Origin of the sequence: Microbacterium croceum, assembly GCF_023091245.1 — a bacterium.
GTDB classification, from domain to species: domain Bacteria; phylum Actinomycetota; class Actinomycetes; order Actinomycetales; family Microbacteriaceae; genus Microbacterium; species Microbacterium croceum.
The window spans coordinates 92,687-117,978 of the sequence record NZ_JAHWXN010000002.1; the positions used below are offsets into that span (position 1 = coordinate 92,687).

Below are 25,292 nucleotides of genomic sequence, written 5' to 3' on the forward strand. Positions count from 1 at the left end.
TCAGGAAGGTGGCATCGATGAAGATCCTCGTGGTGTGCGGTGCCGGCGCGTCCAGCACGTTCGTCGCTCAGCGGCTCCGCCGCGCAGCCGCGGACGCCGGTCTCGACTGGGACGCCTCCGCAGGCATGGAGAGCTCCGTCGTCGATGGCGCGAACGACCTCGTGCTCGTCGGTCCGCACCTCGCGGATCGCCTCTCGGCCATCGAGGATGCGGTGCGTTGCCCGGTCGCCCTCCTTCCGCAGGATGTCTTCGCGGACCGCAGCGGTGAGCGCACGCTCGCCATCGCCCGCGCGCTCCTCCCCGATGTCAGCAGCACCCCGAAAGGAACATCATGACCACCTCTCGCACCGTTCGCATCGGCTCATCGCACGGGCTGCACGCCCGCCCCGCGAAGCTGTTCGCACAGGCCGCGAAGGACGCCGGCGTCCCCGTCACGATCGCCAAGGACTCCGGCAAGCCGGTCAACGCGGCCAGCATCCTGGGCGTCATCGCGCTCGCGATCGAGTACGGCGACTACGTCACCCTCACGGTCGACGGTGACGGTGCCGACGCCGAGAGCGTGATCGACACCCTCACCGAGCTGCTCACGACGGACCACGACCAGGACGCCGCCGGATGAGCACGCTTCGTGGAGTCGGGATCGGTCTCGGCGTCGCCCAGGGCACCGTCGTCCGGATGACGGAGGCGCTGCCCGCGCCGGACCAGACGCCGAGCACGCGCGGGGCCGACGAGGAACGCGCCCGAGCTCGGGATGCCGTGACCGTGGTCGCCAGGGAGCTGAACGAGCGCGGCGCGGCGGCCGGAGGCTCAGCCCAGGATGTGCTCGAGGCACAGGCCATGATCGCCGAGGACCCGACGCTGCAGGACGAGGTCGACGCCCGCATCGGCGCCGGTGCCACGGCGGAGTGGGCGGTGCACGACGCGTTCGCCGGCTTCCGCGCCACGCTGGAGGCGGTCGGCGGCTACCTCGGCGAGCGCGCAGCCGACCTCGATGACATCGCTCAGCGCGTGCTGGCGCACCTGCGGGGAGTGGATGCTCCGGGAGTGCCGAACCCCGGGCACCCCTTCGTGCTGGTCGCCCGCGACCTGGCTCCGGCGGACACCGCGCTGCTCGACCTCGATCAGGTGCTCGCTCTGATCACGACAGACGGCGGCCCGACATCGCACACCGCGATCCTCGCCCGCGAGAAGGGCATCGTCGCGATCGTCGGCGCGGTCGAGGCCACGACTCTGACCAACGGCCAGAGCGTGATCGTCGATGCCGCGGCCGGGCTCATCACCGTCGATCCTTCCCAGGAGGAGATGGATCGCGCCGCGCAGCGCGCTGCAGAGCGACGCTCGGCTGACGCGGCCCCCCTGACCCCCGGCGCCCTCGCCGACGGCACGCCGATCGCGCTGCTGGCGAATCTGGGGAAGCCCGCAGACGCATCCGATGCCGTCGACCGTGGGGCCGAGGGCGTCGGGCTGTTCCGCACCGAGTTCCTGTTCCTCTCCGCCACGCAGGCGCCGACGATCGCGCAGCAGCGCGAGTCGTACCGCGAGCTGCTGGCGGCGTTCCCTGGCAAGAAAGTCGTCGTGCGGATGCTCGACGCCGGGGCCGACAAGCCGCTCGCGTTCCTCAATGACGCGCACGAGGAGAATCCCGCACTGGGGCTCCGCGGGCTGCGCGCACTGCGCGCCAGCGAGGACATCCTCCGCGAACAGTTGACCGCACTCGCGGAGGCGGAGGCGCTGACCGACGCCGATCTGTGGGTCATGGCCCCGATGGTCACGACGGTCGAGGAGACCGCCTACTTCACCGCTCTCGCCCGCGAGTACGGACTCAAGACCGCGGGGGTGATGGTCGAGGTCCCGGCGAGTGCACTGCTCGCCGACCGTGTGCTCGCGCACGCGGATTTCGCCTCGATCGGCACGAACGACCTGACGCAGTACACGATGGCGGCCGACCGGCTGCTCGGCTCGGTCGCCGGGTTCCAGGACCCGTGGCACCCCGCGGTGCTGCGCCTGGTGCGCGAGGTCGGCGCTGCCGGCGCGCGGCTCGGCAAGCCGATCGGGATCTGCGGAGAGGCCGCCGCCGATCCGCTGCTCGCGGTCGTGCTCGTGGGCTTGGGGGCGACGAGCCTGTCGATGGCACCGTCTGCGCTGGCCGACGTGCGCCACACCCTCTCCGAACGCACCCTCGACGAGGCCCGCAACCTCGCCGAGATCGCACTGGCGGCGGATGACGCCGCCGGTGCACGTAACGCGGTGGCGGAAGCCACAGCGTCCTTCCCCTCCCACCAGAAAGAGACGACATCATGACGACGACGTCACCCGCCGCCCGGAAGCCGGGCGGTGCACGCGTAGGCGTGCAGAAGTTCGGCACATTCCTCTCGGGCATGGTCATGCCCAACATCGCTGCATTCATCGCATGGGGATTCATCACCGCGCTGTTCATCCCTGACGGCTGGCTCGGGAGCAACAGTCCCGTGGAGTCGTGGCGGTGGGCGGATTCCGCGATCCTGGGTGGCGGAGAGATTGATGGGGTCGTCTATCCCGGCCTCGTCGGGCCGATCATCACGTATCTGCTTCCTCTGCTGATCGCATTCACCGGCGGGCGGATGGTGCACGGGCACCGCGGCGGCGTGGTCGGCGCCGTTGCGGCCATGGGGGTGATCAGCGGAGCCTCCGGCACCGTCATGTTCCTCGGCGCCATGATCGTCGGACCGCTCACCGCGCTTGTTCTGAAGTGGGTGGAGAAGCCGTGGCAAGGAAAGATCAAGCCTGGCTTCGAGATGTTGGTGGATAACTTCTCCGCCGGATTCGTGGCATTCTTCATGGCGCTCGCCTCCTTCTTCTGGCTCGCGCCGGTGATGCGATGGATCACCGACGTTCTCGGCGCTGCGGTCGGTTGGCTGGTCGAGACGCAGCTGCTTCCCCTCGCAAGCATCATCGTCGAACCAGCGAAGGTTCTGTTCCTCAACAACGCGATCAACCACGGTGTCTTCACCCCGCTGGGAACAGAGCAGGTGCAGGAGACAGGTCGCAGCCTTCTGTTCCTGATCGAGGCGAATCCCGGTCCCGGCGCCGGACTGCTCTTGGCGCTCACTGTCTTCGGAGTCGGCGTAGCTCGCGCGACCGCTCCTGGCGCGTTCATCATTCAGTTCCTCGGCGGCATCCATGAGGTCTACTTCCCCTATGTGCTGGCCAAGCCTCTCCTGATCGTCGGCCTGATCGCCGGTGGAGCGACCGGCGTACTCACCAACATGATCTTCCAGTCGGGGCTCGTGGCGCCAGCCGCTCCCGGATCGATCTTCGCCGTGCTGATCCAGACGGCGCCGGGCAGCCATGTCGGCGTGATCCTGTCGGTGGTGTTCTCGGCAGCGGTGACGTTCGCGATCACCGCTCCGATCCTGCTTGCGTCACGTCGCCGCGACATCGCGGCAGAGGCGGCCAGCGGTGACCCCCTCGCCGCGGCGATCGCGAGGACCGAGGCGAACAAGGGCAAGTCGTCGAGCACCCTGTCGAACCTGGCCGCATCGGCAGCCAGCACCAGCACCGCGGTGCTGACCGCGCCCATCCGCAACATCGTGTTCGCCTGCGACGCCGGCATGGGCTCCTCCGCCATGGGCGCGAGCGTGCTGCGCAACAAGTTCAAGAAGGCCGAGATCGACGGGGTCACGGTCACCAACCAGGCGATCGCGAACCTCGACGGCACCGCCGATCTCGTGATCACCCAGCAGCAGCTGACGGATCGGGCGAAGGCACAGTCCCCGAACTCGATCCACGTGTCGGTCGACAACTTCATGAACTCTCCCAAGTACGAAGAGGTCGTCGAGATGGTGCGCGCACAGCGCGATTCCGACGCGTGACAGACCAGGCGGGGCGGGTGCCACGGCATCCGCCCCGCCTCATCATTCCCAGAAAGGCAACACACCATGAGCGTTCTCACCCTCGGCCAGGTCCGCATCCACGCGGGCAGCGCCACGCAGGATCAGGCCCTGCAGGAGGCCACCGACATCCTGATGTCGGCCGGCGCCGTCACCCCCGCCTATGTCGACGCGATGCGCCAGCGCGAGGAGACCGTGTCGACCTACATGGGCAACGGCCTCGCCATCCCGCACGGCACGAACGAGACCAAGGATGCGATCCTCGCCTCCGCCCTCTCGGTCGTCCGCTACGACGGCGGCGTCGACTGGGCGGGCGAGCCCGTGACATTCGTGATCGGCATCGCCGGACGTGGCGATGAGCACCTCGAGATCCTCTCGCAGATCGCGATCCTGTTCTCGGATGACGACGATGTCGCGGCGCTCAACGCCGCGCAGACTCCGGAGGAGCTGTTCACGCTGCTCTCGGCGGTGAACGACTGATGAAGGCGGTCCACTTCGGCGCCGGCAACATCGGGCGCGGGTTCGTCGGCCTGCTGCTGCACGAGGGCGGCTACGAGGTCGTGTTCTCCGACGTCGCCGACGCTCTGGTGGATGCCATCAACGCGGCGGACTCGTACACCGTGCACGAGGCGGGTCCCGGTGGCGTCGACCACGTGGTGACCGGCTTCCGCGCGGTCAACAGCCGCACGGATCCCGACGCCGTGGCCGCCGAGATCGCGACCGCCGATGTCGTGACCACCGCCGTCGGTCCGACCGTGCTGCGGTTCGTCGCGCCCGCCATCGTCGCAGGGCTCGCCCAGCGCCCGGCCGGTGCGGCTCCGCTGCAGGTCATGGCCTGTGAGAACGCGATCGGTGCGACCGATCTGCTGCGCGCCGAGGTCGAGACCGCAGCGGGCATCGATGCCGAGGAGCTGCTGGCGCGTGCGGTGTTCGCGAACACCGCGGTGGACCGTATCGTCCCGGCGCAGGCACCCGGCGCAGGTGTCGACGTCACGGTCGAGCCGTACGTCGAGTGGGCGATCGAGTCCGGGGCATTCGGCGGTGCGCTGCCGAACATCCCCGGCGCGCACTTCGTCGAGGACCTGGCCCCGTACATCGAGCGCAAGCTGTTCACGGTGAACACCGGGCATGCCGCTGCGGCGTACTTCGGTGCGCAGCGCGGGATCGAGCGGATCTCCGACGCCCTCGCCGACGACGCGGTCGCCGCGAACGTCACCGCCGCGCTAGAGGAGACCTCCGCGGTGCTGGTCGCCACGCACGGCCTCGACCCTGCGGAGCTGGCCGCGTACCGTGCCACGATCCTGGAGCGCTTCCGCAACCCGGCTCTCATCGACACCGTGCAGCGCGTCGGGCGTCAGCCGTTGCGCAAGATCTCGCGCCACGAGCGCTTCGTCGGACCCGCCGCGATGGCCGCAGAGCACGGTCTCTCATCGCGCGCGCTCGTGGCAGCGATCGCGGCCGCCCTCGCGTTCGACGACGCCGAGGACGAGCAGTCGGTGGAACTGCAGCAGCTGCTGCGCACGGAGGACGCCGTGAGCTTCACCACCCGCACGACCGGGCTGGACCCCGAGCATCCGCTCTTCCCGTCGATCCGCGACGTCGTGCAGGCCCGCCAGGAGCACATCGGCGTCGGCTGATCGCCCGCTCCGCAGCGCCGCCCCCGCCACCCGATACGATCGGTGGGCGGGGGCGCTTCTGTCGAGGCGCATGGGACATTTCGAGCACAGCGACGTGCGGGAGCAGAATGAACACATACGCCGTCATCGGCGCGGGTCCTTCGGGTCTCGCCGCGGCCAGGGCACTTCAGAAGCGCGGCATCGGGGTCGACGGCTACGAGGCCTCGCACGACGTCGGCGGCCTCTGGGACATCTCGAACCCGCGCAGCACGATGTACGAGTCCGCGCACTTGATCTCCTCCCGCACGACCACCGAGTTCGCCCACTTCCCGATGCGCTCCGCCGTCGACTACCCGGGCCATCGGGTGCTGCACGAGTACTTCCGCGACTACGCCGAGCATTTCGATCTGCGCCCACTCTTCCGGTTCGACACGCGCGTGACCCGCCTGGAACCACGCGACGGCGGCTGGGACCTTGTGGCGGTAGGCCCCGATGGCGAGCAGACGCGCTGGTACGCCGGCGTCGTGCTCGCGAACGGCACGCTCGCGAAGCCGAACATCCCGTCGTTCCCTGGCAGCTTCACCGGCGAGCTCCTGCACACCAGCGCCTACAAGTCCGCTTCTCAGCTGACCGGCAAGCGCGTGCTCCTGATCGGCGCAGGCAACTCCGGCTGCGACATCGCCGTCGACGCCGTGCACCACGCCGCATCGATCGACATGAGCGTGCGCCGCGGCTACTACTTCGTGCCCCGGTACCTGTTCGGCAAGCCCAGCGACACCCTGAATCAGGGCAAGCCGTTGCCCGCCCGCATCAAGCAGGCGGTGGACAGCCGCGTGCTGCGTGCCTTCACCGGTGATCCGGTGCGGTTCGGCTTTCCGAAGCCCGACTACCGGATCTACGAGTCCCACCCGATCGTGAACACCCTGATCCTGAATCATCTCGGTCAGGGAGACCTGCGGATCCGCGCGGACGTGGAACGGTTCGACGGCGACACAGTGCACTTCCGCGACGGCACCTCTGAGGACTACGACCTGGTGCTCCTCGCCACCGGATACACGCTCGACTACCCCTTCGTCGACCGCGCTCACCTGCAGTGGCAGGGCGCCGCGCCCCGCCTGTTCCTGAACATGTTCCCCGCCTCGTTCAACGGCCTGTACGTGATCGGCATGATCGAGGCCTCGGGCATCGGGTGGCAGGGCCGCTACGAGCAGGCGGACCTGCTGGCCGCCTACCTGGACGCCGTCGAACAGGATCCGGCATCCGCTGAGCGTTTCCGCGCGCGTGTGACAGGCGCGCCCTGGCCGGACCTCACCGGCGGCTACCGCTACCTCGGCCTCGACCGCATGGCCTACTACGTGAACAAGGATGCATACCGCGGCGCGGTCCGACGGGAGAAGCAGAGCCTCGAGGCCGGCGCATGAACGTCGACGACGTGGTGCTCAGCTTCACCCCTGGCGCGCTGACGATCCTGAACGTGGTGCTGGGCCTGATCATGTTCGGCATCGCGCTGGACACCGCGCCGTCGGACTTCAAGGTGGTCGCGAAGCATCCGAAGCCGTTCGTGATCGCGATCCTCGCGCAGCTGCTGCTGCTTCCGGTCGCCACCTTCCTGCTCACCCTCGTGCTGCCGGCGTCACCCTCGATGGCGCTCGGCATGATCCTGGTCGCGTGCTGTCCGCCCGGGAACATCTCGCAGGTGCTCACGCACCGGTCCGGCGGCAACGTGGCACTGTCGGTCTCACTGACCGCTGTGGGCAATCTGGTCTACATCGTCGCCATGCCCCTGAGCATCACGTTCTGGGGTTCCCTGCATCCGACCGCGCGAGAGCTGCTGCGCGAGGTCGCGCTGGATCCGGGGAAGATGCTGCTGGAGATCCTGCTCATCGTCGGCCTCCCGTTCGCCCTCGGCCTGCTGATCCGGGCCAAGCTGCCCGCACTCACGCGCCGCGTGCAGCCGTATGTGAAGTGGTTCAGTCTGATCGCGCTGCTCGCCTTCATCCTGGCGGCGCTGGTCGGCAACTGGGCCGTGTTCCTCCAGGTGCTCGGCATCATCGTCCTCGTGGTGACCGTGCACGATGCGGTGGCACTTGCGCTCGGCTACGGCACGGCGGTGGTCGGCGGTCTGGGTACGCGGGAGCGCAAGGCCATGACGTTCGAGGTCGGCATCCGCAACGCCGGCCTCGGGCTGGGGCTGGTCTTCCTGTTCTTCGACGGCCTCGGCGGCATGGCGATCGTCGCCGGCTGGTGGGGTATCTGGGATATCGTCGCCGGTCTCGTCCTGGCGGGGCTCTGGGCACGGCACACCAGGAAGCGCACCGGCTCGATCTCCGGCGATGCGACCGGGCGCACCGCGATGGAGACCGCCCGATGACACGCGTGCTGATCACCGGCGGCGGCGGCTTCCTCGGCACGCACGTCGCCGCCGCGCTGGCTGCTCGCGACGACGTCGAGCTGATCGTCTCGGCCGACCTGCGCATCGGAACGCCACGGACGGGTGTCGTGGATGTCGTCCTCGACGTCACGGATCCGGACGCGCTTGCTCCCCTGCTGCGCAGCCACCGCATCGACACGGTCGTGCATCTCGCGGCCATCGTCGATCCGGGGCGCGATGTCGACCGGGAGTATCGGGTGGACGTCACCGGCACGGCGCACGTGCTCGCGGCGTGTGTCGAGACCGGGGTGCGCAGGATCGTGGTCTCCAGCTCGGGCGCCGCCTACGGCTATCATCGCGACAACCCGGAGTGGATCGACGAGGATCAGCCGCTGCGCGGCAACGACACCTTCCCCTACTCCCGGCACAAGCGGCTCGTGGAGAACATGCTCGCGCGCCACCGGGAGTCCCACCCGGAGCTCGAGCAGGTGGTCTTCCGCATCGGCACGATCCTCGGTCCGACCGTGCAGAACCAGATCACCGCCCTGTGGGACGGCCGCCGTATCCTGCGCATCGCCGGGTCCGATTCCCCCTTCGTCTTCGTCTGGGTCGACGACGTGGCCTCCGCGATGGCTCGTGCCGCCACCGACGGCCCCGCAGGGATCTTCAACGTCGCGGGTGACGGGCGGATGACTGTCACCGAGATCGCCGGTCGACTGGGCAAGCCGACATTCACGATCCCCGCCGGCGTGCTCTCCGCCGCCCTCCGCATAGGACGGGGGCTGCGGCTCACGGTCCACGGCCCCGAGAAGGTACCCTTCCTGCGCTACCGACCGGTGCTGGCGAATCGGCGTCTGAAAGAGCGGTTCGGCTACACGCCGGCGTTGACGAGCCGTCAGGCGTTCGAGGCGTATCTGGTTGCGCACCCCGGCGTCGCGACAGCGCCGAGCACGTAACCTGGGACCATGCAGAACAAGCGCGGCCGCCGGGTGCTCCGTTGGATTCTCGGGAGCCTCGCCGTCGTGCTGGCGCTCGGTATCGGCGGCATCCTCGTGTGGAGCCAGGTCGGCGTGATGGCCGCGGAGCCGGAACCGCTCGCGACAGTGCGGGAGAACCCCGACATCACCGTCACGGTTGCCCCTGAAGGGATCGTGCTGGCGCCGGCAGACGGAGCCTCCGAGGTCGGGCTCGTGTTCATCCCCGGAGCGAAGGTCGATCCCTGGGCGTATGCCGCGATCCTGCAGGGTCTCGCCGAAGACGGCACGACCGTCGTGATCACGCGCCCGTGGCTGAACCTCGCGTTCTTCGACCTGCGCGGCCTCGATGCGTTCACCTCCGCCGCACCCGACATCGACGCCTGGGCCGTCGGGGGGCATTCCCTCGGCGGTGTGCGCGCGTGTCAGCTCGCCGCTGACGCCGACGCCCTGCTCCTGTTCGGCTCGTACTGCGCCACGGACGTCTCCGACACGGGTCTCCCCGTGCTCAGCATCGCCGGCTCAGAGGACGGGCTGTCGACCCCGGAGAAGATCGCCGACGCGCGCCCCCTGCTTCCCGCCGATGCCGAGCTCGTCGAGATCCCCGGCGCCTCGCACGCGTCGTTCGGAGACTACGGTCCGCAGGCCGGGGACGGCACGCCCACGATCCCCGACGAGGAGATGCACCAGACCGTGACCGCTCTCGTCGACGCGTTCGTCCAGGAGTCGTTGGGCGGACGCTGACGCGGCTGCGTCGCTGTTCCGAGGTCGGGCGACACGCCTCAGCCGAGAACCGGATCGAGCAGCGGATGCAGATGCCTGCTGCCGAGCACCAGGGATGCTGCCCGCGCACCGGCCTCGAGCGACTCCGGGACCGGATGCCCCGACAGTCGCGCGTCGAGCACGCCGGCGAAGAACGCATCGCCGGCGCCGTTGGTGTCGACGACCTCGACGGGCACCGCGGCGACGTGATGCTCGACCCCGCGCGCATCGACCGCGACCGCTCCTTCCGCGCCGAGGGTGCACACCGCGAGGGTCGCGCCCGCGTCGATACGGTCGTGCAGGAAGCCCAGCGGGTCATCGAGCCGGTCGGCGTTGCAGAAGACCACATCGGCGGCGTCGAGGAAGGGCCGGTGGAACTCCGCCGTGCCGTCGTAGTCGTGCACGTCGACCCAGATCGGGCGTCCGGAGGCCGTCGCCAGCGGCAGCAGCCTCAGCGGCTCGACAGCGAGGTCCAACACGATCGCCGCGGACGCGCTCATGGCCACCCGCAGCGCGGCGTCGCCGTCGTCCGACTGCACCCCCGGTGACGAGAGGTAGAGCGAGACACGGGCACCCTGCCTGGTCATGAGGTTGAGGTGCCGCTCGGTCGCCGCGCAGCCCGCCCACTGCACGCGCACGCCGGCCGCATCCAGGGCTGCACGCACACGACTGCCTGCGTCGTCTTGGCCGGCGGCGGCGTAGAGGAGCACGGCACGCCCCTGTCCGCGCAGACTCAGAGCCTTGCCCGCGCTCGTACCGCCGACCGTGTGCCACGAATCCTCCACGAACTGCATCTGCGGCACGGGGTCGGGGAGCCGGTCGAGGACGACGATCTGGTTCCACGATGCGGGGCCGGCGATGAACACGGAGAGGTCGGACATGGACACCATCCTGCCGCGTCCGCGACTCTCACCCGATGCGGGAGATCAGCGCGTCCAGACCCATGCCGTAATCGATGCGCACCACCGGGAGCGCAAGCTTGTCCGCGCCGATGCCGACGTACCCCGGCTCGATCGTGCGCGCCATCTCGAACCCGGCCAGAGCGACGCCCTGCTTGGCGATGTCGTTGAAGTGCCCGAAGGGATAGGCCATGACCTCGCGCACGCCGAGAGCATCCCCCGACTGGTTCAGATCCTCGGCGATCTGCTCGGCCGTCCAGTTGACCATTCGCCCCTTCCCGTTGTCGCCTGCCTGGTGCATGTCATGCGTGTGGGAGCGACGCAGCACGAAGATGGACGGCGGCGGATCCTGGCGGTAGGCGGTGATCATGAACGAGGTCGCCAGCAGCTTGTGCTTCTCCACGACCGGCGCGGCCAGGTCGAACCAGGTCTGATCCGCGTCGTCATCCGTGATGATCACCGAACGAGCCGGCAGGAAGAGACGTCCGTCGATGAAAGCACTGAGCTCATCCCAGGTCGGCAGATAGAAGCCGGTCGTGGCGATGTGCTCCATCTGCGCCTCGAAGTCCCCGATGTAGGCGTAGTTGCCGCGCAGCCACCCCTTCTCGCCATCCGGGTTCGCGGTGAACTGGTGGTACATCAGGATCGGGACCTCGGTCCCCTCGGCGAGGTTCTCGTCGGGGGTCTTCCATGCGCCGAAGAGCTCGACCTGCTGATCCACGCACACGACCGGGTCGGCGCCGTTCACACGGACGGCCGGGTCCGCGGCAGCCGCGCTCTCCGCCGTCGGATACCATCCCGCGAAGACCAGCCCGTCCCGGGCGGGGATCGGGAGCCCCTGATACAGCGCGTTCTGCCACTGCAGCATCGGCTGCTCGGTGATGCCGTCGCCCGAGAACGACGCCGCGCACGCCCGAGGGTCGTCGGCGTCGAAGACCAGCTGCTGCGCCGGAGTCAGCACCCGCTCGAACGGCTGCGCCACGATCCGCGGCATCGGATCCGCCGGTGCTCTATTCATCCAGGCGAACCCCGCCGCTCCGGCCCCGAGCAGCACGACGGCGGCGCTGATGCCGATCACGACGCCGGTGCGCCGCCTTCTCCCCCGAGGCATCTCGGGGTCAGTCCGCGAAGCCCTCGGCGATCATCTCCACGAGCTCTTCCCGCTCCTCGACCGGGAGGAAGGCGGCCGACGCCGCATTGAACTGGAACGCCTCGAGGTCATCGAGGTCGTACTCGAAGGCGTCGACGAGCAGTGCGAGTTCGCGCGTCAGAGAGGTGCCGCTCATGGTGCGGTTGTCGACATTCACGGTGACCGAGAAGCCGAGCTGGTAGAGCAGATCGAAGGGATGGTCGGCCAGAGTCTTGCCCCAGGCAGCGACCGCGCCGGTCTGCAGGTTCGACGAGGGCGAGAGCTCGAGCGGGATCTCGCGATCGCGCACCCAGCGAGCGAGATCGCCGAACTGCACCTGCACCTCGTCGCCCTCCTCGGTGACGACCTGCAGGTCCTCGGCGATCCGCACGCCGTGTCCCAGGCGCAGCGCGCGCCCGTCGATGAGCGCCGAGCGGATGGACGCGAGGCCCGCTGCTTCGCCGGCATGGACGGTCACGGGGAAGAAGTTCTCGGCGAGATAGTCGAAGGCCGCACGGTGGTTCGACGGCGGGAATCCGTCCTCCGGCCCGGCGATGTCGAAGCCCACGACGCCGCGGCCTCGGAAGGAGACAGCGAGCTCGGCGATCTCACGCGCGCGGTCGGTCTGGCGCATGGCGGTGATCAGCTGACCGACGCGGATGCTGTGACCGTCACGGTCTGCGGCTTCCTCGCCCTCCTCGATGCCCTGCTGCACGGCCGCGACCGTCTGCTCGAGGGTCAGACCGCGCGTGACGTGCTGCTCCGGAGCCCAGCGGACCTCGCCGTAGATCACGCCGTCGGCAGCCAGATCCTGCACGAACTCGCGGGCGACGCGGGTCAGCCCCTCGGTCGTCTGCATCACCCCGATCGCGACGTCGAACGTCTTGAGGTAGTCGACCAGGGAGCCGGAGTCGCTCTGGCTCGTGAACCAGCGCCCGAGCGCGGCTGCATCCTTGGCGGGAACCGCCAGCCCCTCCGCATCCGCGAGCTCGAGGATCGTCGCCGGTCGCAGGGCGCCGTCGAGGTGGTCGTGCAGCGACACCTTCGGCAGGCCCCGCAGGGACACGCCCTGGATCGTGACGTCGCCGTTCGGATCGATCGACATGGTGGTCCTCTCAGAAGTGGTGCAGGATCGGCAGCCTCAGCCTAGGCCGTGATGCGCTCGCGCACGATCGGACCGGCCGCCGGTGCGTCCGCACCGATCTCCCACGCCCCCTCGAGTGCGTCGAGCGCACGCGGGAAGCGCGCGTCATCGGCCGCTGACAGGGTGAACAGCGGCTGACCGGCGACGACGCGGTCGCCCGGCTTCGCGTGCAGGTCGATGCCCGCCTCGAAGATCACCGGGTCCTCGGCGCGGGCGCGCCCGGCACCGAGACGCCAGGCGGCGACGCCGAACGGGAGCGCGTCGAGCCGCGAGACCACGCCGTCGGACGGCGCAGTGACGACATGGGTCTCGCGCGCCGTCGGGAGCGCCGCGTCGGGGTCGCCGTCCTGCGCGCGGATCATCGCCTTCCATCCGTCCATGGCCCGACCGTCATCGAGCGCGGCCTCCACGTCGGCGTCCGGCTGCCCGGCGAGCGCGAGCATCTCTCGCGCGAGCGCGACTGTCAGCTCGCGCACATCGGAGGGGCCACCGCCGGCGAGGATCTCGACCGATTCGCGCACCTCGTTCGCGTTGCCGATCGCGCGTCCCAGCGGCACGTTCATGTCGGTCAGCAGGGCCGTCGTGGCGACGCCGGAGTCCGTGCCGAGGGCGACCATGGTGCGCGCCAGCTCGCGCGCACGGTCGATGTCCTGCATGAAAGCTCCGGAGCCGAACTTGACGTCGAGCACCAGGGCGTCGGTGCCTTCGGCGATCTTCTTCGACATGATACTGGAGGCGATCAGCGGGATCGCCTCCACGGTGCCGGTGACGTCACGCAGTGCGTAGAGCTTCTTGTCGGCGGGGGCGAGGCCGGAGCCCGCCGCGCAGATCACGGCACCCACGTCGCTCTGCATCTGCGCGAACATCTCCTCGTTGCTGAGCGCCGCGCGCCAGCCGGGGATCGACTCGAGCTTGTCGAGCGTGCCGCCCGTGTGGCCGAGACCGCGTCCGGAGAGCTGCGGCACTGCGACGCCGAACACGGCGACGAGAGGGGCGAGCGGAAGGGTGATCTTGTCGCCGACACCGCCGGTGGAGTGCTTGTCGACGGTCTTCTTGCCGAGGGAGGCGAAGCTCATCCGCTCCCCCGAGGCGATCATCGCGTCGGTGAGCACGCGGATCTCATCCCGCTCCATCCCGCGCTGGAAGATCGCCATCGCGAACGAGGCCATCTGCGCATCCGAGACGTAACCGCGCGTGTAGGCGTCGACCATCCACCGCAGGGCGGGCTCGGCGACGACGCCGCCATCGCGCTTGGAGCGGATGACGTCCACCGCGTCGTAGGGCTCAACGCTCATCTGGCGTCCTCCAGGTCTCGGGGGCCGAACGCGTCCGGCAGTACTTCATCGATGGTCCGGATGCCGGAGACGGTCTCCAGCAGCATCCCGGGCATCGCGTGTTCGTAGAGCAGTTGACGGCAGCGGCCGCACGGCATGATCGTCTGTCCGTCGTTGTTGACGCACACGAAGGCGACGAGCTGTCCCCCGCCCGACATGTGCAGGTCGCCGACGAGGGCGCACTCGGCGCACAGCGTCACCCCGTAGGAGGCGTTCTCGACGTTGCAACCGGCCACGATGCGGCCGTCACCGACGAGGGCGGCGGCTCCGACCTTGTACCGAGAGTAGGGCGCGTACGCCTTGGCCATCGCCTCGGTCGCGACCTGACGGAGTTCGTCCCAGTCGATGTCAGTCATGCGATCGTTCTCTCTTCTCGATGTCCCTAGGACTTGATGTACGGCTTGCCGTCGGCGGCAGGTGCCTTGATCTGTCCGGCGAACCCGGCGACCGCGAGCAACGTCACGACGTACGGCAGCATGAGCATGAACTCGCCGGGGATCGGCGTCTTCAGGATCGAGAGCAGGTTCTGGAGGTTGGTCGCGAACCCGAACAGCAGGGCCGCGAGCGTCGCCCGGATCGGGTCCCAGCGACCGAAGATCACCGCGGCGAGGGCGATGAATCCGAGGCCGGCAGTCATGTCCTTGCCGAACTGCGGCACGGAGACGAGCGTGAAGTACGCCCCACCCATACCGGCGATCGCACCGGCCAGGAGCACGTTCCAGAACCGGGTCGGGTTCACCTTGATGCCCACGGTGTCGGCCGCCTGCGGGTGCTCACCGACGGCGCGCAGTCGCAGGCCCCACCGGGTGCGATACAGGCCCCACGCCACGACAGCGACCGTGATGAACATCAGGTAGCCGATGAACGTCTGGTTGAAGAGCACGGGTCCGATGATCGGGATATCGCTCAGCAGCGGGATCTCCACCCGGGGGAAGCGCACGGGAGTGTTCAGCGCCGCCTCGTTCGGCGCGAGCAGCGCACCGTAGAGGAAGCCGGTGAGACCGGTGACGAGCACGTTCAGCACGACACCGACGATGACCTGCTCGACGAGGTACTTGATCGCGAACGCGGCGAGCACGCTGGCCACCAGCACACCGCCGATCACTGCGCCGACCAGACCGACGAACGGGTTCCCGGTGATGCTGGAAAGCAGCGCGGCCGAGAACGCTCCGAGAAGCAGCTGCCCCTCGATCGCGACGTTCACGACGCCGGCCCGCTCGCCGATGACACCGCCGAGCGCACCGAACACCAGAGGCACCGACAGCGACACCGCACCGAACAGAAGACTCGTGACAGGCACGAGGCCGCCGGCGGCCGCCCACACCAGGAAGGCGAAGACAGCGAGGACGCCGTAGGCGACGACCAGCCACAGCGACGGCTTGCGATAGGTCCACGCGCGGAGGAACGCTCCGACCGTGAGCACCACCAGGATGCCGAGCACCACCCAGAACGTGGAGGCCGTGGGCAGTGCGACGTCGGGCAGCGCGAGCGCCGACGACTGGTCGGAGAGCCGGAAGGTGCTGATGCCGTCACGCGGCACGAACAGGAACAGCAGGGCGAGGAGCACGGTGGCACCCGCCAGCACGATCGGCGCCTTGAGGTGCCGCTGCTTCACGGTTGCGAGCTGCACCGTGCCGTCAGCGGCCTGGGTCTGCACGAGGGACATCATGCCGCCACCGCCTTCTTCGCGGCCTTGGCTCTGAGCCTGGCAGCCTTCTCGATATCGGTCTTCGGGAGGAAGAACACCGTGCGCAGCAGCGGCGGCGCCGCGATGAACAGCACCACGAGGGACTGCACCACGAGCACGATGTCGACCGGGATGTCCTGCGCCTGCATCGAGAACGAGCCCGCCTTGAGTGCACCGAACAGGATGCCGGCGGCAAAGGTGCCCCACGCACGACTGCGTCCGAGGAGCGCGACCGTGATCGCGTCGAAGCCGATGCCGGCATCGATCGTCTCGGTGACACCCGTCGTGACCGCGCCCTGGAGCTGGTTCATGCCGGCGAGACCTGCCAGGCCTCCGGCGAACAGCATCGCGTAGACGTAGATGCGCTGCACGCTGATGCCGGCGGCGCGGGCCGCGTGCGGGTTCTCGCCCACGGCACGCATGCGCATGCCGAGCGCCGAGCGCTCGATGAGCCACCAGACGAAGAGCGTCGCCACGATGACGACCACGAAACCGAAGTCGAGCAGCGGGAACTGCGGCCCCAGGAGCGTCGGGAACTGCGCGCTCTCCGGTGTGGGCGAGCCGAGCGCCTGGTTCGTGCCCGGCTTCTGCAGCAGGCCGGGGGTGCGGATCATCCACAGCAGCAGGTAGTACGCGATGTAGTTGAGCATGATCGTCAGGATCACCTCGTGCGCGCCGGTGCGCGCCTTGATGAGTCCGGCGATCGCGCCCCAGAGCGCACCACCCGCGATGCCGGCGATCAGCGTCACCGGGATGTGCAGCCAGATCGGCAGGTCGAGCGAGAACGTCAGAAGGGCCGCGACCGCGACACCGATGAGCATCTGACCGCGGGCACCGATGTTGAACAGGCCGACGCGGAACGCCAGCGCGACGCCGAGACCGGCAGCGATCAGCGGTGCGGCGAAGCCGAGGGTGTTGGTGAGCGGGCGGATCTGCGCCGCGAAGTCCGCACCGCGGGCGTTGAAGATCGCGCCGCGGAACAGCGCCTCGTAGCCGTTGTACACCGCGTTCCACGCCGCGACGAACGTGTCACCCGGCTGGGCGAAGAAGTAGCCCGATGCGGCCTGCACGTCCTCGTTCGTCAGCGCGATGAGCACGCCGCCCACGATCAGTGCCAGCACGATCGCGAGGACGGTCGTGACGGCGTTCCCGCGAAGCATCTCCTTCAGGACCACGTTGCCGCGCGGAGGCGGCGGCACATCGGCCGGGTCACGGGGAACCGTGCCGGTGCTCGTGGAGAGCTGCTCGGGCGGCAGCCCCTTGGTCACGTCTCCCGCGCCGGGTGTCGCTCCGCTCACGCGGCCACCTCCCCTTCGGCCGCTCCGGCCATCATCAGTCCGAGTGTCTCTCTGGGCGTGTCGCCGGGCACGATGCCGACGATCGCCCCGCGGTACATGACCGCGATCCGATCCGCGAGAGCGGCGACCTCGTCGAGTTCTGTGGACACGACGATGACCGGGATGCCGGAGTCGCGCGTCTCGATGATCCGCTTGTGGATGAACTCGATCGAGCCGACATCCACGCCACGTGTCGGCTGCGCGGCGACCAGCAGCCGCAGCTCGCGGCTCATCTCGCGCGCGATCACGACCTTCTGCTGGTTTCCGCCGGAGAGCGTTCCTGCGGGCGTGTGCGGTCCCTGGGTGCGGATGTCGTACTCCCGGATCCGCTCACGCGCGAACTCCTCGAGCGCGGATCGGCGCAGCGTGCCCGCACGGCTGAAGGCGGGGTCGTCGGAACGGTCGAGGATGAGGTTCTCGGCCACCGAGAACCCGGCGACCAGTCCGTCCTCCGTGCGGTCCTCCGGGACGAACCCGACTCCGGCGTCGAGGATGGACCGTACGCTCTTGCCGACGAGCTCCTTGCCGTCGAGGACGATCGATCCCTCGACGCGCGCCGCGAGGCCGACGATGGCCTCGACGAGCTCGGTCTGTCCGTTTCCCTGCACGCCCGCGATGGCGAGCACCTCGCCCGGTCGCACGGAGAAGTCGATGCCGTCGACGACGATCGCGCCGGCGGACGTGAGCACACGCAGGTCCTTCACCTCGAGGCCGCCCTCGCCGATGCGCGGTGCGTCCTTGTGCACGGTGAGCTCGACGGCCCTGCCGACCATGAGCGACGCGAGTTCGGCGTTGGTGGCGGTCGGCGACGCCTCGCCGACGACGCGGCCGAGGCGGATGATGGTGATCTTGTCTGCGACCTCGCGGACCTCGCGGAGCTTGTGGGTGATGAAGACGATCGCGGTGCCCTCGTCGCGCAGCTGGCGCATGATCGCCATCAGCTCATCCGTCTCCTGCGGGGTGAGCACGGCAGTCGGCTCGTCGAACACGAGGACCTTGGCGTCGCGCGACAGCGCCTTGATGATCTCGACGCGCTGCTGGACCCCGACGGGGAGGTCGCCCACGAGCGCGTCAGGGTCGATATCGAACCCGAAGCGGGCGGCCACCGACCGCACGTGCTCTCGCGCCTTTGCGATGTCGAGCGTGCCGAGCGCCTTGGTCTGCTCGTGACCGAGCATGACGTTCTCGGCCACGGTGAACACCGGGACGAGCATGAAGTGCTGGTGGACCATGCCGATCCCCGCAGCCATCGCGTCACCGGGACCGCGGAAGTGCTGCACCTCGTCGTCGAGGAGGATCTCACCCTCGTCGGCCTGATACAGGCCGTAGAGGACGTTCATCAGCGTGGACTTGCCCGCGCCGTTCTCGCCGAGGAGCGCATGGATCTCCCCCGGCTCGACCACCAGATCGATATGGTCGTTGGCCACGAGGCTACCGAATCGCTTGGTGATGCCGCGAAGTTCGAGCTTCATATCTGCACCTTATCCAGAAGAGTCATCCAGGAGGATCATCGTCCGTCCACGGCACGGGGCGAGTGGCAGAATTGCTCACCACTCGCCCCGCGCTTGGACCTGCGTCAGCTCACGGCGAGTTCTTCGACTCCACCGTGATGTCGCCGGCGATGATCTGCTTCTGCAGTTCGGCGATCTCGTCGAGCAGCCCGTCGGGCAGCTGCGACTCGAAGCTGCCGAAGCCGGAGAGCTTCACGCCCTCGTTCTCGAGCGTGCCGATGTACGGGGCCGGGTCGAACTCGCCGGCAGCGGCCGAGACCGTCGCGTCGTGCACGGCCACATCGATCGCCTTCATGATCGAGACGAGCGTGACGTCGGCCACGCTCGGGTCTGCGACGGCGAGGTCGCTGTCGACGCCGAGCATCAGGGTGTCCTTGCCGCTGTCGGCGATCGCCGCAGCTGCACTCTGGTAGACCGGTCCACCGACCGGGAGGATGACGTCGACGCCCTGGTCGAGCACGCCCTGAGCGGTCTGCTTGGCGGTGTCGTTCGCGTCGAAGCCACCGGTGAAGGAGCCCTTCTGCGTCGCGGCATCCCAGCCGAAGACCTCGACGGATGCCGACTTGTCCTCGTTGTACTTCTCGACGCCGAGCTGGTAGCCGTCCATGAAGACGGCGACGGACGGGATCTGCATTCCGCCGAAGGTGCCGACCTTGTTCACACCGCTCTGCGCGGACCACGCTGCGGCAGCGTAGCCACCGAGGTAGGCGGCCTGCGCCGTGTCGAAGACGAGGGGCTTGACGTTGGGGGCGTCGACGTTGCCATCGAAGTCGTTGTCGGCCCAGTCATCGATGATCGCGTAGTCGATCTCGGGGTTCGCCAGTGCAGACTCGACGGTCGCGGCGGACAGCTTGAAGCCGACCGAGACGATCAGCGAGCAGCCCTCGGACACAGCGGTCTCGAGGTTCGGCGCGTAGTCGTTGTCGTTCGCGGACTCGAACTCGAGCGGCTTGATGTCCAACTCCTTGGCGGCGCTGTCCATGCCCTCCTTGGCGGACTGGTTGAACGACTTGTCGTTCCATCCGCCGGCGTCGGAGACGAGGCAGGGAAGGAAGTCGGAGTCGACTGGCTTCTCGGAGCCTGCAGGCTTGTCGGTCGGCGCCTGGCCACAGCCGGCGAGTGCGAAGACGACGCCCGCGGCGATTGTCGCGCCGAGCAGCTTCTTGGTGGTGGAGATGGTCAACTCATGCCTCCCTCAACGAAACCGCGGCCCTCGCGGATCGATCAAAGTTACCCAGTGTTTCAGCGTTTTCGTACACCGGCGGCCCGTGTGCGAAGGAATGGTTACCAAGCTGAAATCAACCCAGCCGATGAGCGCGACCTCCTGCTCATCAGAGCACGTCGCCCTGACCGGTCAGCTTGAGGGACTCCACGACGCCCTTCACCCGCTGCGCATGCTGGACGGTGGTGACCAGCAGCGCGTCGGGGGTGTCCACCACCACGATGTCCTGCACGCCGACCAGGCTGATCACCCGGTTGGTCTGGCTCACCAGGATTCCACTGGCGGCATCCGAGAGGACGCGGGCATTCGGCCCCAGCACGGCGAGGTCGTTCTTGCGTCCGTGAGTGATGAGCTTGGTGAGCGAGGCGAAGTCGCCGACGTCATCCCAGTCGAAGTGGCCGGGGATGACGGCCAGACGCCCACGCTCCGCTGCAGGCTCCGCCACGGCGTAGTCGATCGCGATCTTCTTCAGCTTCGGCCAGATGCGGTCGACCGCCGGCCCGCGGCGATCGCGATCATCCCAGGCCTCGGCGAGCTCCGACAGCCCTGCGTGCAGCTCCGGCTCGTTGGCCGCCAGCTCGTCGAGGAGCACGCCCGCCCTTGCGATGAACATGCCGGCGTTCCACAGATAGCTGCGGTCGGCGACGTACTCCTTCGCCGTCTCGAGATCCGGTTTCTCGACGAAGCGCTCGACCAGAGCAGCCTCGGGAGCACCATCGACGACCAGCTCCCCGGCCTTGCGGATGTAGCCGAAGCCGACGGACGGCTCGGTCGGCGGGATGCCGATCGTGCAGATGTAACCCTCGCGCGCGACCTGCACGGCCTGCTGGACGGCCCATTCGAACACCTGCCTGCCGCGGATGACATGGTCGGCGCTGAACGAGCCGATGATCACATCGGGGTCTCGACGATGCAGGATCGCAGCTGCGAGCCCGATCGCGGCGGCGGACTCGCGCGGCTCGGACTCGAGGAAGACGTTCACATCGTCGATGCCGGGCAGCTCGGCTTCGACGGCGGCGCGGTGCGCGCGGCCCGTGACGACGGCGATCCGGTCGGGGCTGGTCAGCGGCGCCAGCCGGTCCCAGGTGTCGCGCAGCAGGGAGTGTCCCGATCCGGTGAGGTCGTGGAGGAACTTCGGAGCGTCGGCGCGGGACAGTGGCCAGAGCCTGCTGCCGATGCCGCCCGCGGGGATCACGGCGTAGAAATCCTGAATCGGCTCGGTCATGCTGCCAGCGTACCCGGGCACTCCACAGCCGCCCGGCTGACGCTATGGTCTATGCCATGCGCCACTCCCCCCATGGTCGCCTCTCCGCTGCGCGGCGCCCCACCACTGTCGCACTCGCCCTCACGCTGGTCCTGATCGCCTCTGCGTTGACACCGACGACTGCGTCCGCGGCGGGCGGTCCGGCCGGAGACGTGTTCGCTCAGACCAATGCCCAGAGATACCAGGCCGGTCTGCCGGCGCTCGTCTCCGATCCGGCACTCGACGCGGCCGCGGCGGAGTGGGCTCGGCATCTGGCTTCGTCCTGCACGTTCGCGCACAGCTCCTCGACGTGGCGGAGCGCACGGGTGGCGGCGTCCGGATGGATCGCGACCGGCGAGAACATCGCCGCCGGGCAGGCGAACGCCACCGAGGTCATGACGAGCTGGATGAACTCCCCCGGGCACAAGGCGAACATCCTCGACAAGAGGTACACCGGACTCGGTGTCGGCTACGCGACCGGCACCTGCTACCGCACGTACTGGGTGCAGATCTTCGGCATCGGCACACCGCGCAAGTCGTTCCCCGCCGGAGCGGGCGATCTCACATCCGATCGATTCGCCGACGTGCTGGCGCGATCGTCCACGGGCGACCTCATGGTCTATCCGGGAACCGGCGTCGGCAGCTTCCGGGCGCCCGGCGTGGCACTCTCCGGCTGGGGCGACCGGCCGTTCACGACCCTCGGCGACTTCACCGGTGACGGCATCCCCGACATCGCGCGCACCGAGGCGGACGGGCGCCTCATGCTCTACGCAGGCAACGGCTCCGGCGGGTTCCGCGCGCCGACGCAGATCGGCAAGGGCTGGGGAGGGTTCACGCAGCTGATCGGCGGGATCGACTTCAACGGCGACCGCTCCACCGACATCATCGCGCGTCGCCCGAATGGAGAGCTCGCCCTGTATCGCGGCAACGGGCGGGGCGGATTCATCGCCGGGAACACCACGATCGGCAGAGGTTGGCAGTCGATGACGGCCGTGTTCTACGCGGGCGACTTCAACGGCGACGCGCGCGGCGACATCGTCGCCCGCAAGGCGGACGGCACGCTGTGGCTCTACCCCACCACCGGCAAGGGCACATGGGGCAAGGCGATACGCATCGGTACCGGGTGGAGATCCATGACCGCGCTCTTCGGCGCAGGAGACCTCGACGGCAACGGCACACAGGACATCGTCGCGCGCGGCGCAGACGGAACCCTCTATCTCTATGGCGGCAACGGCAGAGGCGGCTTCCTCGCCAAGCGGACCATCGGGGGCGGATGGAACATCATGCGACAGATCGGCTGATCCGCGCCCAGACGACCTCCGCCCGCGAGTTAGGTTCCCCTTCGTCGCTCCTCGTCATCTGACAGGAATAGGATGGTTGACGATCGGGCATGCCTGACTTTCGACAGGATCACTCTTGGACGAGCGCAGCGCACGCGACCGACGCTCATCGATCCAGGGAGGACGACCGTGTCCACAAGCGCTCGCTTGACACCGTCGATTTCGGAAACCACGTCCAAGACCCCCCGCGGCACCCTCTACCGGGGTCGCGAAGGCATGTGGTCGTGGGTTCTTCATCGCATCACCGGAGTCGCCATCTTCTTCTTCCTCTTGGTGCATGTGCTCGACACGGCACTGATCAGGGTCTCGCCTGAGGCGTACAACGCCGTCATCGGCACGTACAAGAACCCGGTCATGGCGCTCGGCGAGGTCGTGCTCGTCGCCGGCATCGTCTTCCACGCCATGAACGGCCTGCGCATCATCGCGGTCGACTTCTGGTCGAAGGGTGCCAAGTACCAGCGTCAGCTCTTCTGGGGCGTCCTCGCGGTGTGGCTCGTCATCATGGCCGGGTTCGTCCCCCGCCACCTCATGCTCGCGTTCGCCGGATTCGGAGGGGGTCACTGATGACCGCGCAGACCGTCGTCGCTCCCGTCCGCCGTCAGCGCGGATTCAACGTCGAGAAGTGGGGCTGGATCTTCATGCGCGTCTCGGGCATCGTGCTCGTCGTGCTGATCTTCGGCCACCTCTTCATCAACCTGATGGTCGGCGAGGGCATCCACGCCCTCGACTTCGCCTTCATCGCAGGCAAGTTCGCCACCCCGTTCTGGCAGTGGTGGGACGTGCTCATGCTGTGGCTCGCACTGATCCACGGCGCCAATGGCATGCGCACCATCGTGAACGACTACGTCACCACCGAGAAGGCGCGTAAGGCGCTGGTCTGGGCGCTCGGCCTCGCCGCCGGCCTCCTGATCCTGCTCGGCACCCTCGTGGTGTTCACCTTCGACCCGTGCCTCGGAGTGACCGAGTCGAGCAGCCTGTGGGACACCTGCCAGGCCGTGGCTAACTGATAGAGAAGGCGTACGAAAAAGTGACTACTGAGGCGCAGGATTCCGTCGTCCGTGACGGCGTGCACTATCACCAGTTCGACATCGTGATCGTGGGTGCCGGTGGCGCCGGCATGCGCGCCGCGATCGAAGCGGGCCCCGGCGCGAAGACCGCCGTGATCTCCAAGCTCTACCCCACGCGCTCTCACACGGGTGCGGCGCAGGGCGGCATGGCGGCGGCGCTCGCGAACGTCGAGGAGGACTCCTGGGAGTGGCACACCTTCGACACGGTGAAGGGCGGCGACTACCTCGTCGACCAGGACGCGGCGGAGATCCTTGCGAAGGAGGCCATCGACGCGGTCATCGACCTCGAGAACATGGGCCTCCCCTTCAACCGCACCCCCGAGGGAAAGATCGACCAGCGTCGCTTCGGCGGGCACACGGCCGAGCATGGCAAGACCCCGGTCCGCCGTGCCTGCTATGCCGCAGACCGCACCGGCCACATGATCCTGCAGACGCTGTTCCAGAACTGCGTCAAGCTCGGCATCAACTTCTTCAACGAGTTCTACGTGCTCGACCTGCTGACCGTGAAGGACGCCGACGGCAAGACCCAGGTCTCGGGCGTCGTCGCCTACGACCTCGCAACCGGCGAGCTGCACGTCTTCCAGGCCAAGGCCGTGATCTTCGCGACCGGCGGTTTCGGCAAGATCTTCAAGACGACCTCCAACGCGCACACCCTCACCGGCGACGGCGTCGGCATCGTGTGGCGCAAGGGACTCCCCCTCGAGGACCTGGAGTTCTTCCAGTTCCACCCGACGGGCCTCGCCGGTCTCGGCATCCTCCTCACCGAGGGCGCGCGAGGCGAGGGCGCGATCCTGCGCAACGCCTCGGGCGAGCGCTTCATGGAGCGCTACGCCCCGACCATCAAGGACCTCGCCCCGCGTGACATCGTCGCCCGCTGCATGGTGCAGGAGGTCCTCGACGGCCGTGGCGCCGGTCCCCACAAGGACTACGTGCTGCTGGACTGCACGCACCTGGGCGCCGAGGTCCTCGAGACCAAGCTGCCCGACATCACGGAGTTCGCCCGCACGTACCTGGGCGTCGACCCGGTCGTCGAGCCCGTGCCCGTGATGCCCACCGCCCACTACGCCATGGGCGGCATTCCGACCAACAACGACGGCGAGGTGCTCGCGGACAACACCACCGTGGTCCCCGGCCTCTACGCCGCCGGCGAATGCGCCTGCGTCTCGGTGCACGGCGCCAACCGCCTCGGCACCAACTCGCTCCTCGACATCAACGTCTTCGGCAAGCGCGCCGGCCGCAACGCCGTCGAGTACGTCAAGACCGCCGAGTTCGTGCCGCTCCCCGAGAACCCGGCGGGATTCGTGTCGGGCATGCTCGAGGGCCTGCGCAACAACCAGGGCACCGAGCGCATCGCCGTGCTCCGCAAGACCCTGCAGGACGAGATGGACAAGGGCGCGCAGGTCTTCCGCACGCACGACTCCCTCCAGCACGTGCTCGGCGTGATCGCCGAACTGCGTGAGCGCTACAAGAACGTCCACGTCGACGACAAGGGCCAGCGGTTCAACACCGATCTGCTCGAAGCCGTCGAGCTGGGCTTCCTCCTCGACATCGCCGAGGTCGTCGTCTACGCCGCGCAGAACCGCGAGGAGAGCCGCGGCGGACACATGCGCGACGACTTCCCGAAGCGCGACGACGAGAAGTACATGAAGCACACCATGGCCTACCTGACCGGTGACCCGCACTCCTCCACGCCGAGCGATCACATCAAGCTCGACTGGAAGCCGGTCGTGTTCACCAAGAATGAGCAGGGCGAATTGAACTACCCGCCGATGGAGAGGAAGTACTGA

The 25,292-nt window shown here is 68.4% G+C and carries 24 protein-coding genes; 14 read left to right on the forward strand and 10 right to left on the reverse strand.

What is annotated here, in order from left to right:
- Positions 1–17 precede the first annotated feature (17 nt).
- From KZC51_RS14475 to KZC51_RS14520, 10 genes are all read left to right on the forward strand, one after another.
- The gene (locus tag KZC51_RS14475; RefSeq protein ID WP_247630738.1) at positions 18–335 is read left to right on the forward strand and encodes a PTS sugar transporter subunit IIB; all 318 of its coding nucleotides are present in this window, start codon (positions 18–20) and stop codon (positions 333–335) included.
- The gene (locus KZC51_RS14480; protein ID WP_247630739.1) at positions 332–619 is read left to right on the forward strand and encodes an HPr family phosphocarrier protein; all 288 of its coding nucleotides are present in this window, start codon (positions 332–334) and stop codon (positions 617–619) included. Before KZC51_RS14475 ends, KZC51_RS14480 begins: the two co-directional genes overlap by 4 nt.
- Positions 616–2,301 carry a phosphoenolpyruvate--protein phosphotransferase gene (ptsP, locus tag KZC51_RS14485; RefSeq protein WP_247630740.1) on the forward strand — a complete coding sequence of 562 codons (1,686 nt, stop codon included), beginning with the start codon at positions 616–618 and terminating at the stop codon, positions 2,299–2,301. The genes KZC51_RS14480 and ptsP overlap by 4 nt, the downstream gene beginning before the upstream one ends.
- On the forward strand, positions 2,298–3,851 hold the full coding sequence (locus KZC51_RS14490; RefSeq protein WP_247630741.1) for a PTS mannitol transporter subunit IIBC: 1,554 nt from the start codon (positions 2,298–2,300) through the stop codon (positions 3,849–3,851). The genes ptsP and KZC51_RS14490 overlap by 4 nt, the downstream gene beginning before the upstream one ends.
- Positions 3,852–3,917: 66 nt before the next feature.
- Complete coding sequence (locus tag KZC51_RS14495) at positions 3,918–4,349, forward strand: PTS mannitol transporter subunit IIA (protein WP_247630742.1); 432 nt, start codon at positions 3,918–3,920, stop codon at positions 4,347–4,349.
- Complete coding sequence (locus KZC51_RS14500; protein ID WP_247630743.1) at positions 4,349–5,506, forward strand: mannitol-1-phosphate 5-dehydrogenase; 1,158 nt, start codon at positions 4,349–4,351, stop codon at positions 5,504–5,506. The genes KZC51_RS14495 and KZC51_RS14500 overlap by 1 nt, the downstream gene beginning before the upstream one ends.
- A gap of 107 nt (positions 5,507–5,613) precedes the next feature.
- The gene (locus KZC51_RS14505; protein WP_247630744.1) at positions 5,614–6,906 is read left to right on the forward strand and encodes a flavin-containing monooxygenase; all 1,293 of its coding nucleotides are present in this window, start codon (positions 5,614–5,616) and stop codon (positions 6,904–6,906) included.
- Positions 6,903–7,856 (forward strand): bile acid:sodium symporter family protein, encoded by a 954-nt coding sequence (locus KZC51_RS14510; protein ID WP_247630745.1) that lies wholly within the window; start codon positions 6,903–6,905, stop codon positions 7,854–7,856. The genes KZC51_RS14505 and KZC51_RS14510 overlap by 4 nt, the downstream gene beginning before the upstream one ends.
- Complete coding sequence (locus KZC51_RS14515) at positions 7,853–8,812, forward strand: SDR family oxidoreductase (RefSeq protein ID WP_247630746.1); 960 nt, start codon at positions 7,853–7,855, stop codon at positions 8,810–8,812. Before KZC51_RS14510 ends, KZC51_RS14515 begins: the two co-directional genes overlap by 4 nt.
- Positions 8,813–8,821: 9 nt before the next feature.
- Positions 8,822–9,574 carry an alpha/beta hydrolase gene (locus tag KZC51_RS14520; RefSeq protein WP_247630747.1) on the forward strand — a complete coding sequence of 251 codons (753 nt, stop codon included), beginning with the start codon at positions 8,822–8,824 and terminating at the stop codon, positions 9,572–9,574.
- 38 nt (positions 9,575–9,612) lie between these two features.
- On the opposite strand, the gene KZC51_RS14525 is transcribed toward KZC51_RS14520, so the two are convergent.
- The 10 genes from KZC51_RS14525 to KZC51_RS14570 form a co-directional block, all read right to left on the reverse strand.
- The gene (locus KZC51_RS14525) at positions 9,613–10,473 is read right to left on the reverse strand and encodes a carbohydrate kinase family protein (RefSeq protein ID WP_247630748.1); all 861 of its coding nucleotides are present in this window, start codon (positions 10,471–10,473) and stop codon (positions 9,613–9,615) included.
- A gap of 28 nt (positions 10,474–10,501) precedes the next feature.
- Entirely contained in the window at positions 10,502–11,569 is a 1,068-nt protein-coding gene (locus KZC51_RS14530; protein WP_247630749.1) for a polysaccharide deacetylase family protein, read from the reverse strand.
- A gap of 40 nt (positions 11,570–11,609) precedes the next feature.
- The gene (locus tag KZC51_RS14535) at positions 11,610–12,725 is read right to left on the reverse strand and encodes an adenosine deaminase (RefSeq protein ID WP_247630750.1); all 1,116 of its coding nucleotides are present in this window, start codon (positions 12,723–12,725) and stop codon (positions 11,610–11,612) included.
- Between the two features lie 41 nt (positions 12,726–12,766).
- Complete coding sequence (locus tag KZC51_RS14540; RefSeq protein ID WP_247630751.1) at positions 12,767–14,059, reverse strand: thymidine phosphorylase; 1,293 nt, start codon at positions 14,057–14,059, stop codon at positions 12,767–12,769.
- A complete protein-coding gene (locus tag KZC51_RS14545) occupies positions 14,056–14,454 on the reverse strand; it encodes a cytidine deaminase (RefSeq protein ID WP_247630752.1) in 399 nt (132 codons plus the stop codon). The genes KZC51_RS14540 and KZC51_RS14545 overlap by 4 nt, the downstream gene beginning before the upstream one ends.
- Positions 14,455–14,480: 26 nt before the next feature.
- Complete coding sequence (locus KZC51_RS14550) at positions 14,481–15,764, reverse strand: ABC transporter permease (RefSeq protein WP_372491808.1); 1,284 nt, start codon at positions 15,762–15,764, stop codon at positions 14,481–14,483.
- Positions 15,764–17,083 (reverse strand): ABC transporter permease, encoded by a 1,320-nt coding sequence (locus tag KZC51_RS14555; protein WP_247630754.1) that lies wholly within the window; start codon positions 17,081–17,083, stop codon positions 15,764–15,766. Before KZC51_RS14555 ends, KZC51_RS14550 begins: the two co-directional genes overlap by 1 nt.
- Positions 17,080–18,594, reverse strand: coding sequence for an ABC transporter ATP-binding protein (locus KZC51_RS14560; RefSeq protein WP_247630755.1), 1,515 nt, complete (start codon positions 18,592–18,594; stop codon positions 17,080–17,082). Before KZC51_RS14560 ends, KZC51_RS14555 begins: the two co-directional genes overlap by 4 nt.
- 109 nt (positions 18,595–18,703) lie before the next feature.
- Positions 18,704–19,816, reverse strand: coding sequence for a BMP family lipoprotein (locus KZC51_RS14565; RefSeq protein ID WP_247630756.1), 1,113 nt, complete (start codon positions 19,814–19,816; stop codon positions 18,704–18,706).
- 148 nt (positions 19,817–19,964) lie between these two features.
- Entirely contained in the window at positions 19,965–21,080 is a 1,116-nt protein-coding gene (locus KZC51_RS14570; RefSeq protein ID WP_247630757.1) for a mannose-1-phosphate guanylyltransferase, read from the reverse strand.
- Positions 21,081–21,136: 56 nt separating this feature from the next.
- Between KZC51_RS14570 and KZC51_RS14575 the strand changes: the two genes are divergently transcribed.
- The 4 genes from KZC51_RS14575 (at position 21,137) to sdhA (ending at position 25,292) form a co-directional block, all read left to right on the forward strand.
- Complete coding sequence (locus KZC51_RS14575; protein ID WP_247630758.1) at positions 21,137–22,399, forward strand: FG-GAP-like repeat-containing protein; 1,263 nt, start codon at positions 21,137–21,139, stop codon at positions 22,397–22,399.
- A 168-nt stretch (positions 22,400–22,567) separates the two neighbouring features.
- A complete protein-coding gene (sdhC, locus tag KZC51_RS14580; RefSeq protein WP_308194306.1) occupies positions 22,568–23,002 on the forward strand; it encodes a succinate dehydrogenase, cytochrome b556 subunit in 435 nt (144 codons plus the stop codon).
- Positions 23,002–23,445, forward strand: coding sequence for a succinate dehydrogenase hydrophobic membrane anchor subunit (locus tag KZC51_RS14585; RefSeq protein ID WP_247630759.1), 444 nt, complete (start codon positions 23,002–23,004; stop codon positions 23,443–23,445). The genes sdhC and KZC51_RS14585 overlap by 1 nt, the downstream gene beginning before the upstream one ends.
- 20 nt (positions 23,446–23,465) lie before the next feature.
- Complete coding sequence (gene sdhA, locus KZC51_RS14590; protein ID WP_247630760.1) at positions 23,466–25,292, forward strand: succinate dehydrogenase flavoprotein subunit; 1,827 nt, start codon at positions 23,466–23,468, stop codon at positions 25,290–25,292.

Excerpts from the sequence above, each read along its gene's own strand:
- KZC51_RS14490 (WP_247630741.1), top strand. The coding sequence starts at position 2,298 with ATGACGACGACGTCACCCGCCGCCCGGAAGCCGGGCGGTGCACGCGTA.
- KZC51_RS14575 (WP_247630758.1), top strand. The coding sequence starts at position 21,137 with ATGCGCCACTCCCCCCATGGTCGCCTCTCCGCTGCGCGGCGCCCCACC.
- KZC51_RS14570 (WP_247630757.1), bottom strand. The coding sequence starts at position 21,080 with ATGACCGAGCCGATTCAGGATTTCTACGCCGTGATCCCCGCGGGCGGC.
- KZC51_RS14540 (WP_247630751.1), bottom strand. The coding sequence starts at position 14,059 with ATGAGCGTTGAGCCCTACGACGCGGTGGACGTCATCCGCTCCAAGCGC.
- KZC51_RS14515 (WP_247630746.1), top strand. The coding sequence starts at position 7,853 with ATGACACGCGTGCTGATCACCGGCGGCGGCGGCTTCCTCGGCACGCAC.
- KZC51_RS14505 (WP_247630744.1), top strand. The coding sequence starts at position 5,614 with ATGAACACATACGCCGTCATCGGCGCGGGTCCTTCGGGTCTCGCCGCG.
- KZC51_RS14535 (WP_247630750.1), bottom strand. The coding sequence starts at position 12,725 with ATGTCGATCGATCCGAACGGCGACGTCACGATCCAGGGCGTGTCCCTG.
- ptsP (WP_247630740.1), top strand. The coding sequence starts at position 616 with ATGAGCACGCTTCGTGGAGTCGGGATCGGTCTCGGCGTCGCCCAGGGC.
- KZC51_RS14585 (WP_247630759.1), top strand. The coding sequence starts at position 23,002 with ATGACCGCGCAGACCGTCGTCGCTCCCGTCCGCCGTCAGCGCGGATTC.
- KZC51_RS14510 (WP_247630745.1), top strand. The coding sequence starts at position 6,903 with ATGAACGTCGACGACGTGGTGCTCAGCTTCACCCCTGGCGCGCTGACG.
- KZC51_RS14550 (WP_372491808.1), bottom strand. The coding sequence starts at position 15,764 with ATGTCCCTCGTGCAGACCCAGGCCGCTGACGGCACGGTGCAGCTCGCA.
- KZC51_RS14480 (WP_247630739.1), top strand. The coding sequence starts at position 332 with ATGACCACCTCTCGCACCGTTCGCATCGGCTCATCGCACGGGCTGCAC.
- KZC51_RS14525 (WP_247630748.1), bottom strand. The coding sequence starts at position 10,473 with ATGTCCGACCTCTCCGTGTTCATCGCCGGCCCCGCATCGTGGAACCAG.
- KZC51_RS14560 (WP_247630755.1), bottom strand. The coding sequence starts at position 18,594 with ATGAAGCTCGAACTTCGCGGCATCACCAAGCGATTCGGTAGCCTCGTG.
- KZC51_RS14475 (WP_247630738.1), top strand. The coding sequence starts at position 18 with ATGAAGATCCTCGTGGTGTGCGGTGCCGGCGCGTCCAGCACGTTCGTC.
- KZC51_RS14500 (WP_247630743.1), top strand. The coding sequence starts at position 4,349 with ATGAAGGCGGTCCACTTCGGCGCCGGCAACATCGGGCGCGGGTTCGTC.
- KZC51_RS14545 (WP_247630752.1), bottom strand. The coding sequence starts at position 14,454 with ATGACTGACATCGACTGGGACGAACTCCGTCAGGTCGCGACCGAGGCG.
- KZC51_RS14520 (WP_247630747.1), top strand. The coding sequence starts at position 8,822 with ATGCAGAACAAGCGCGGCCGCCGGGTGCTCCGTTGGATTCTCGGGAGC.
- KZC51_RS14495 (WP_247630742.1), top strand. The coding sequence starts at position 3,918 with ATGAGCGTTCTCACCCTCGGCCAGGTCCGCATCCACGCGGGCAGCGCC.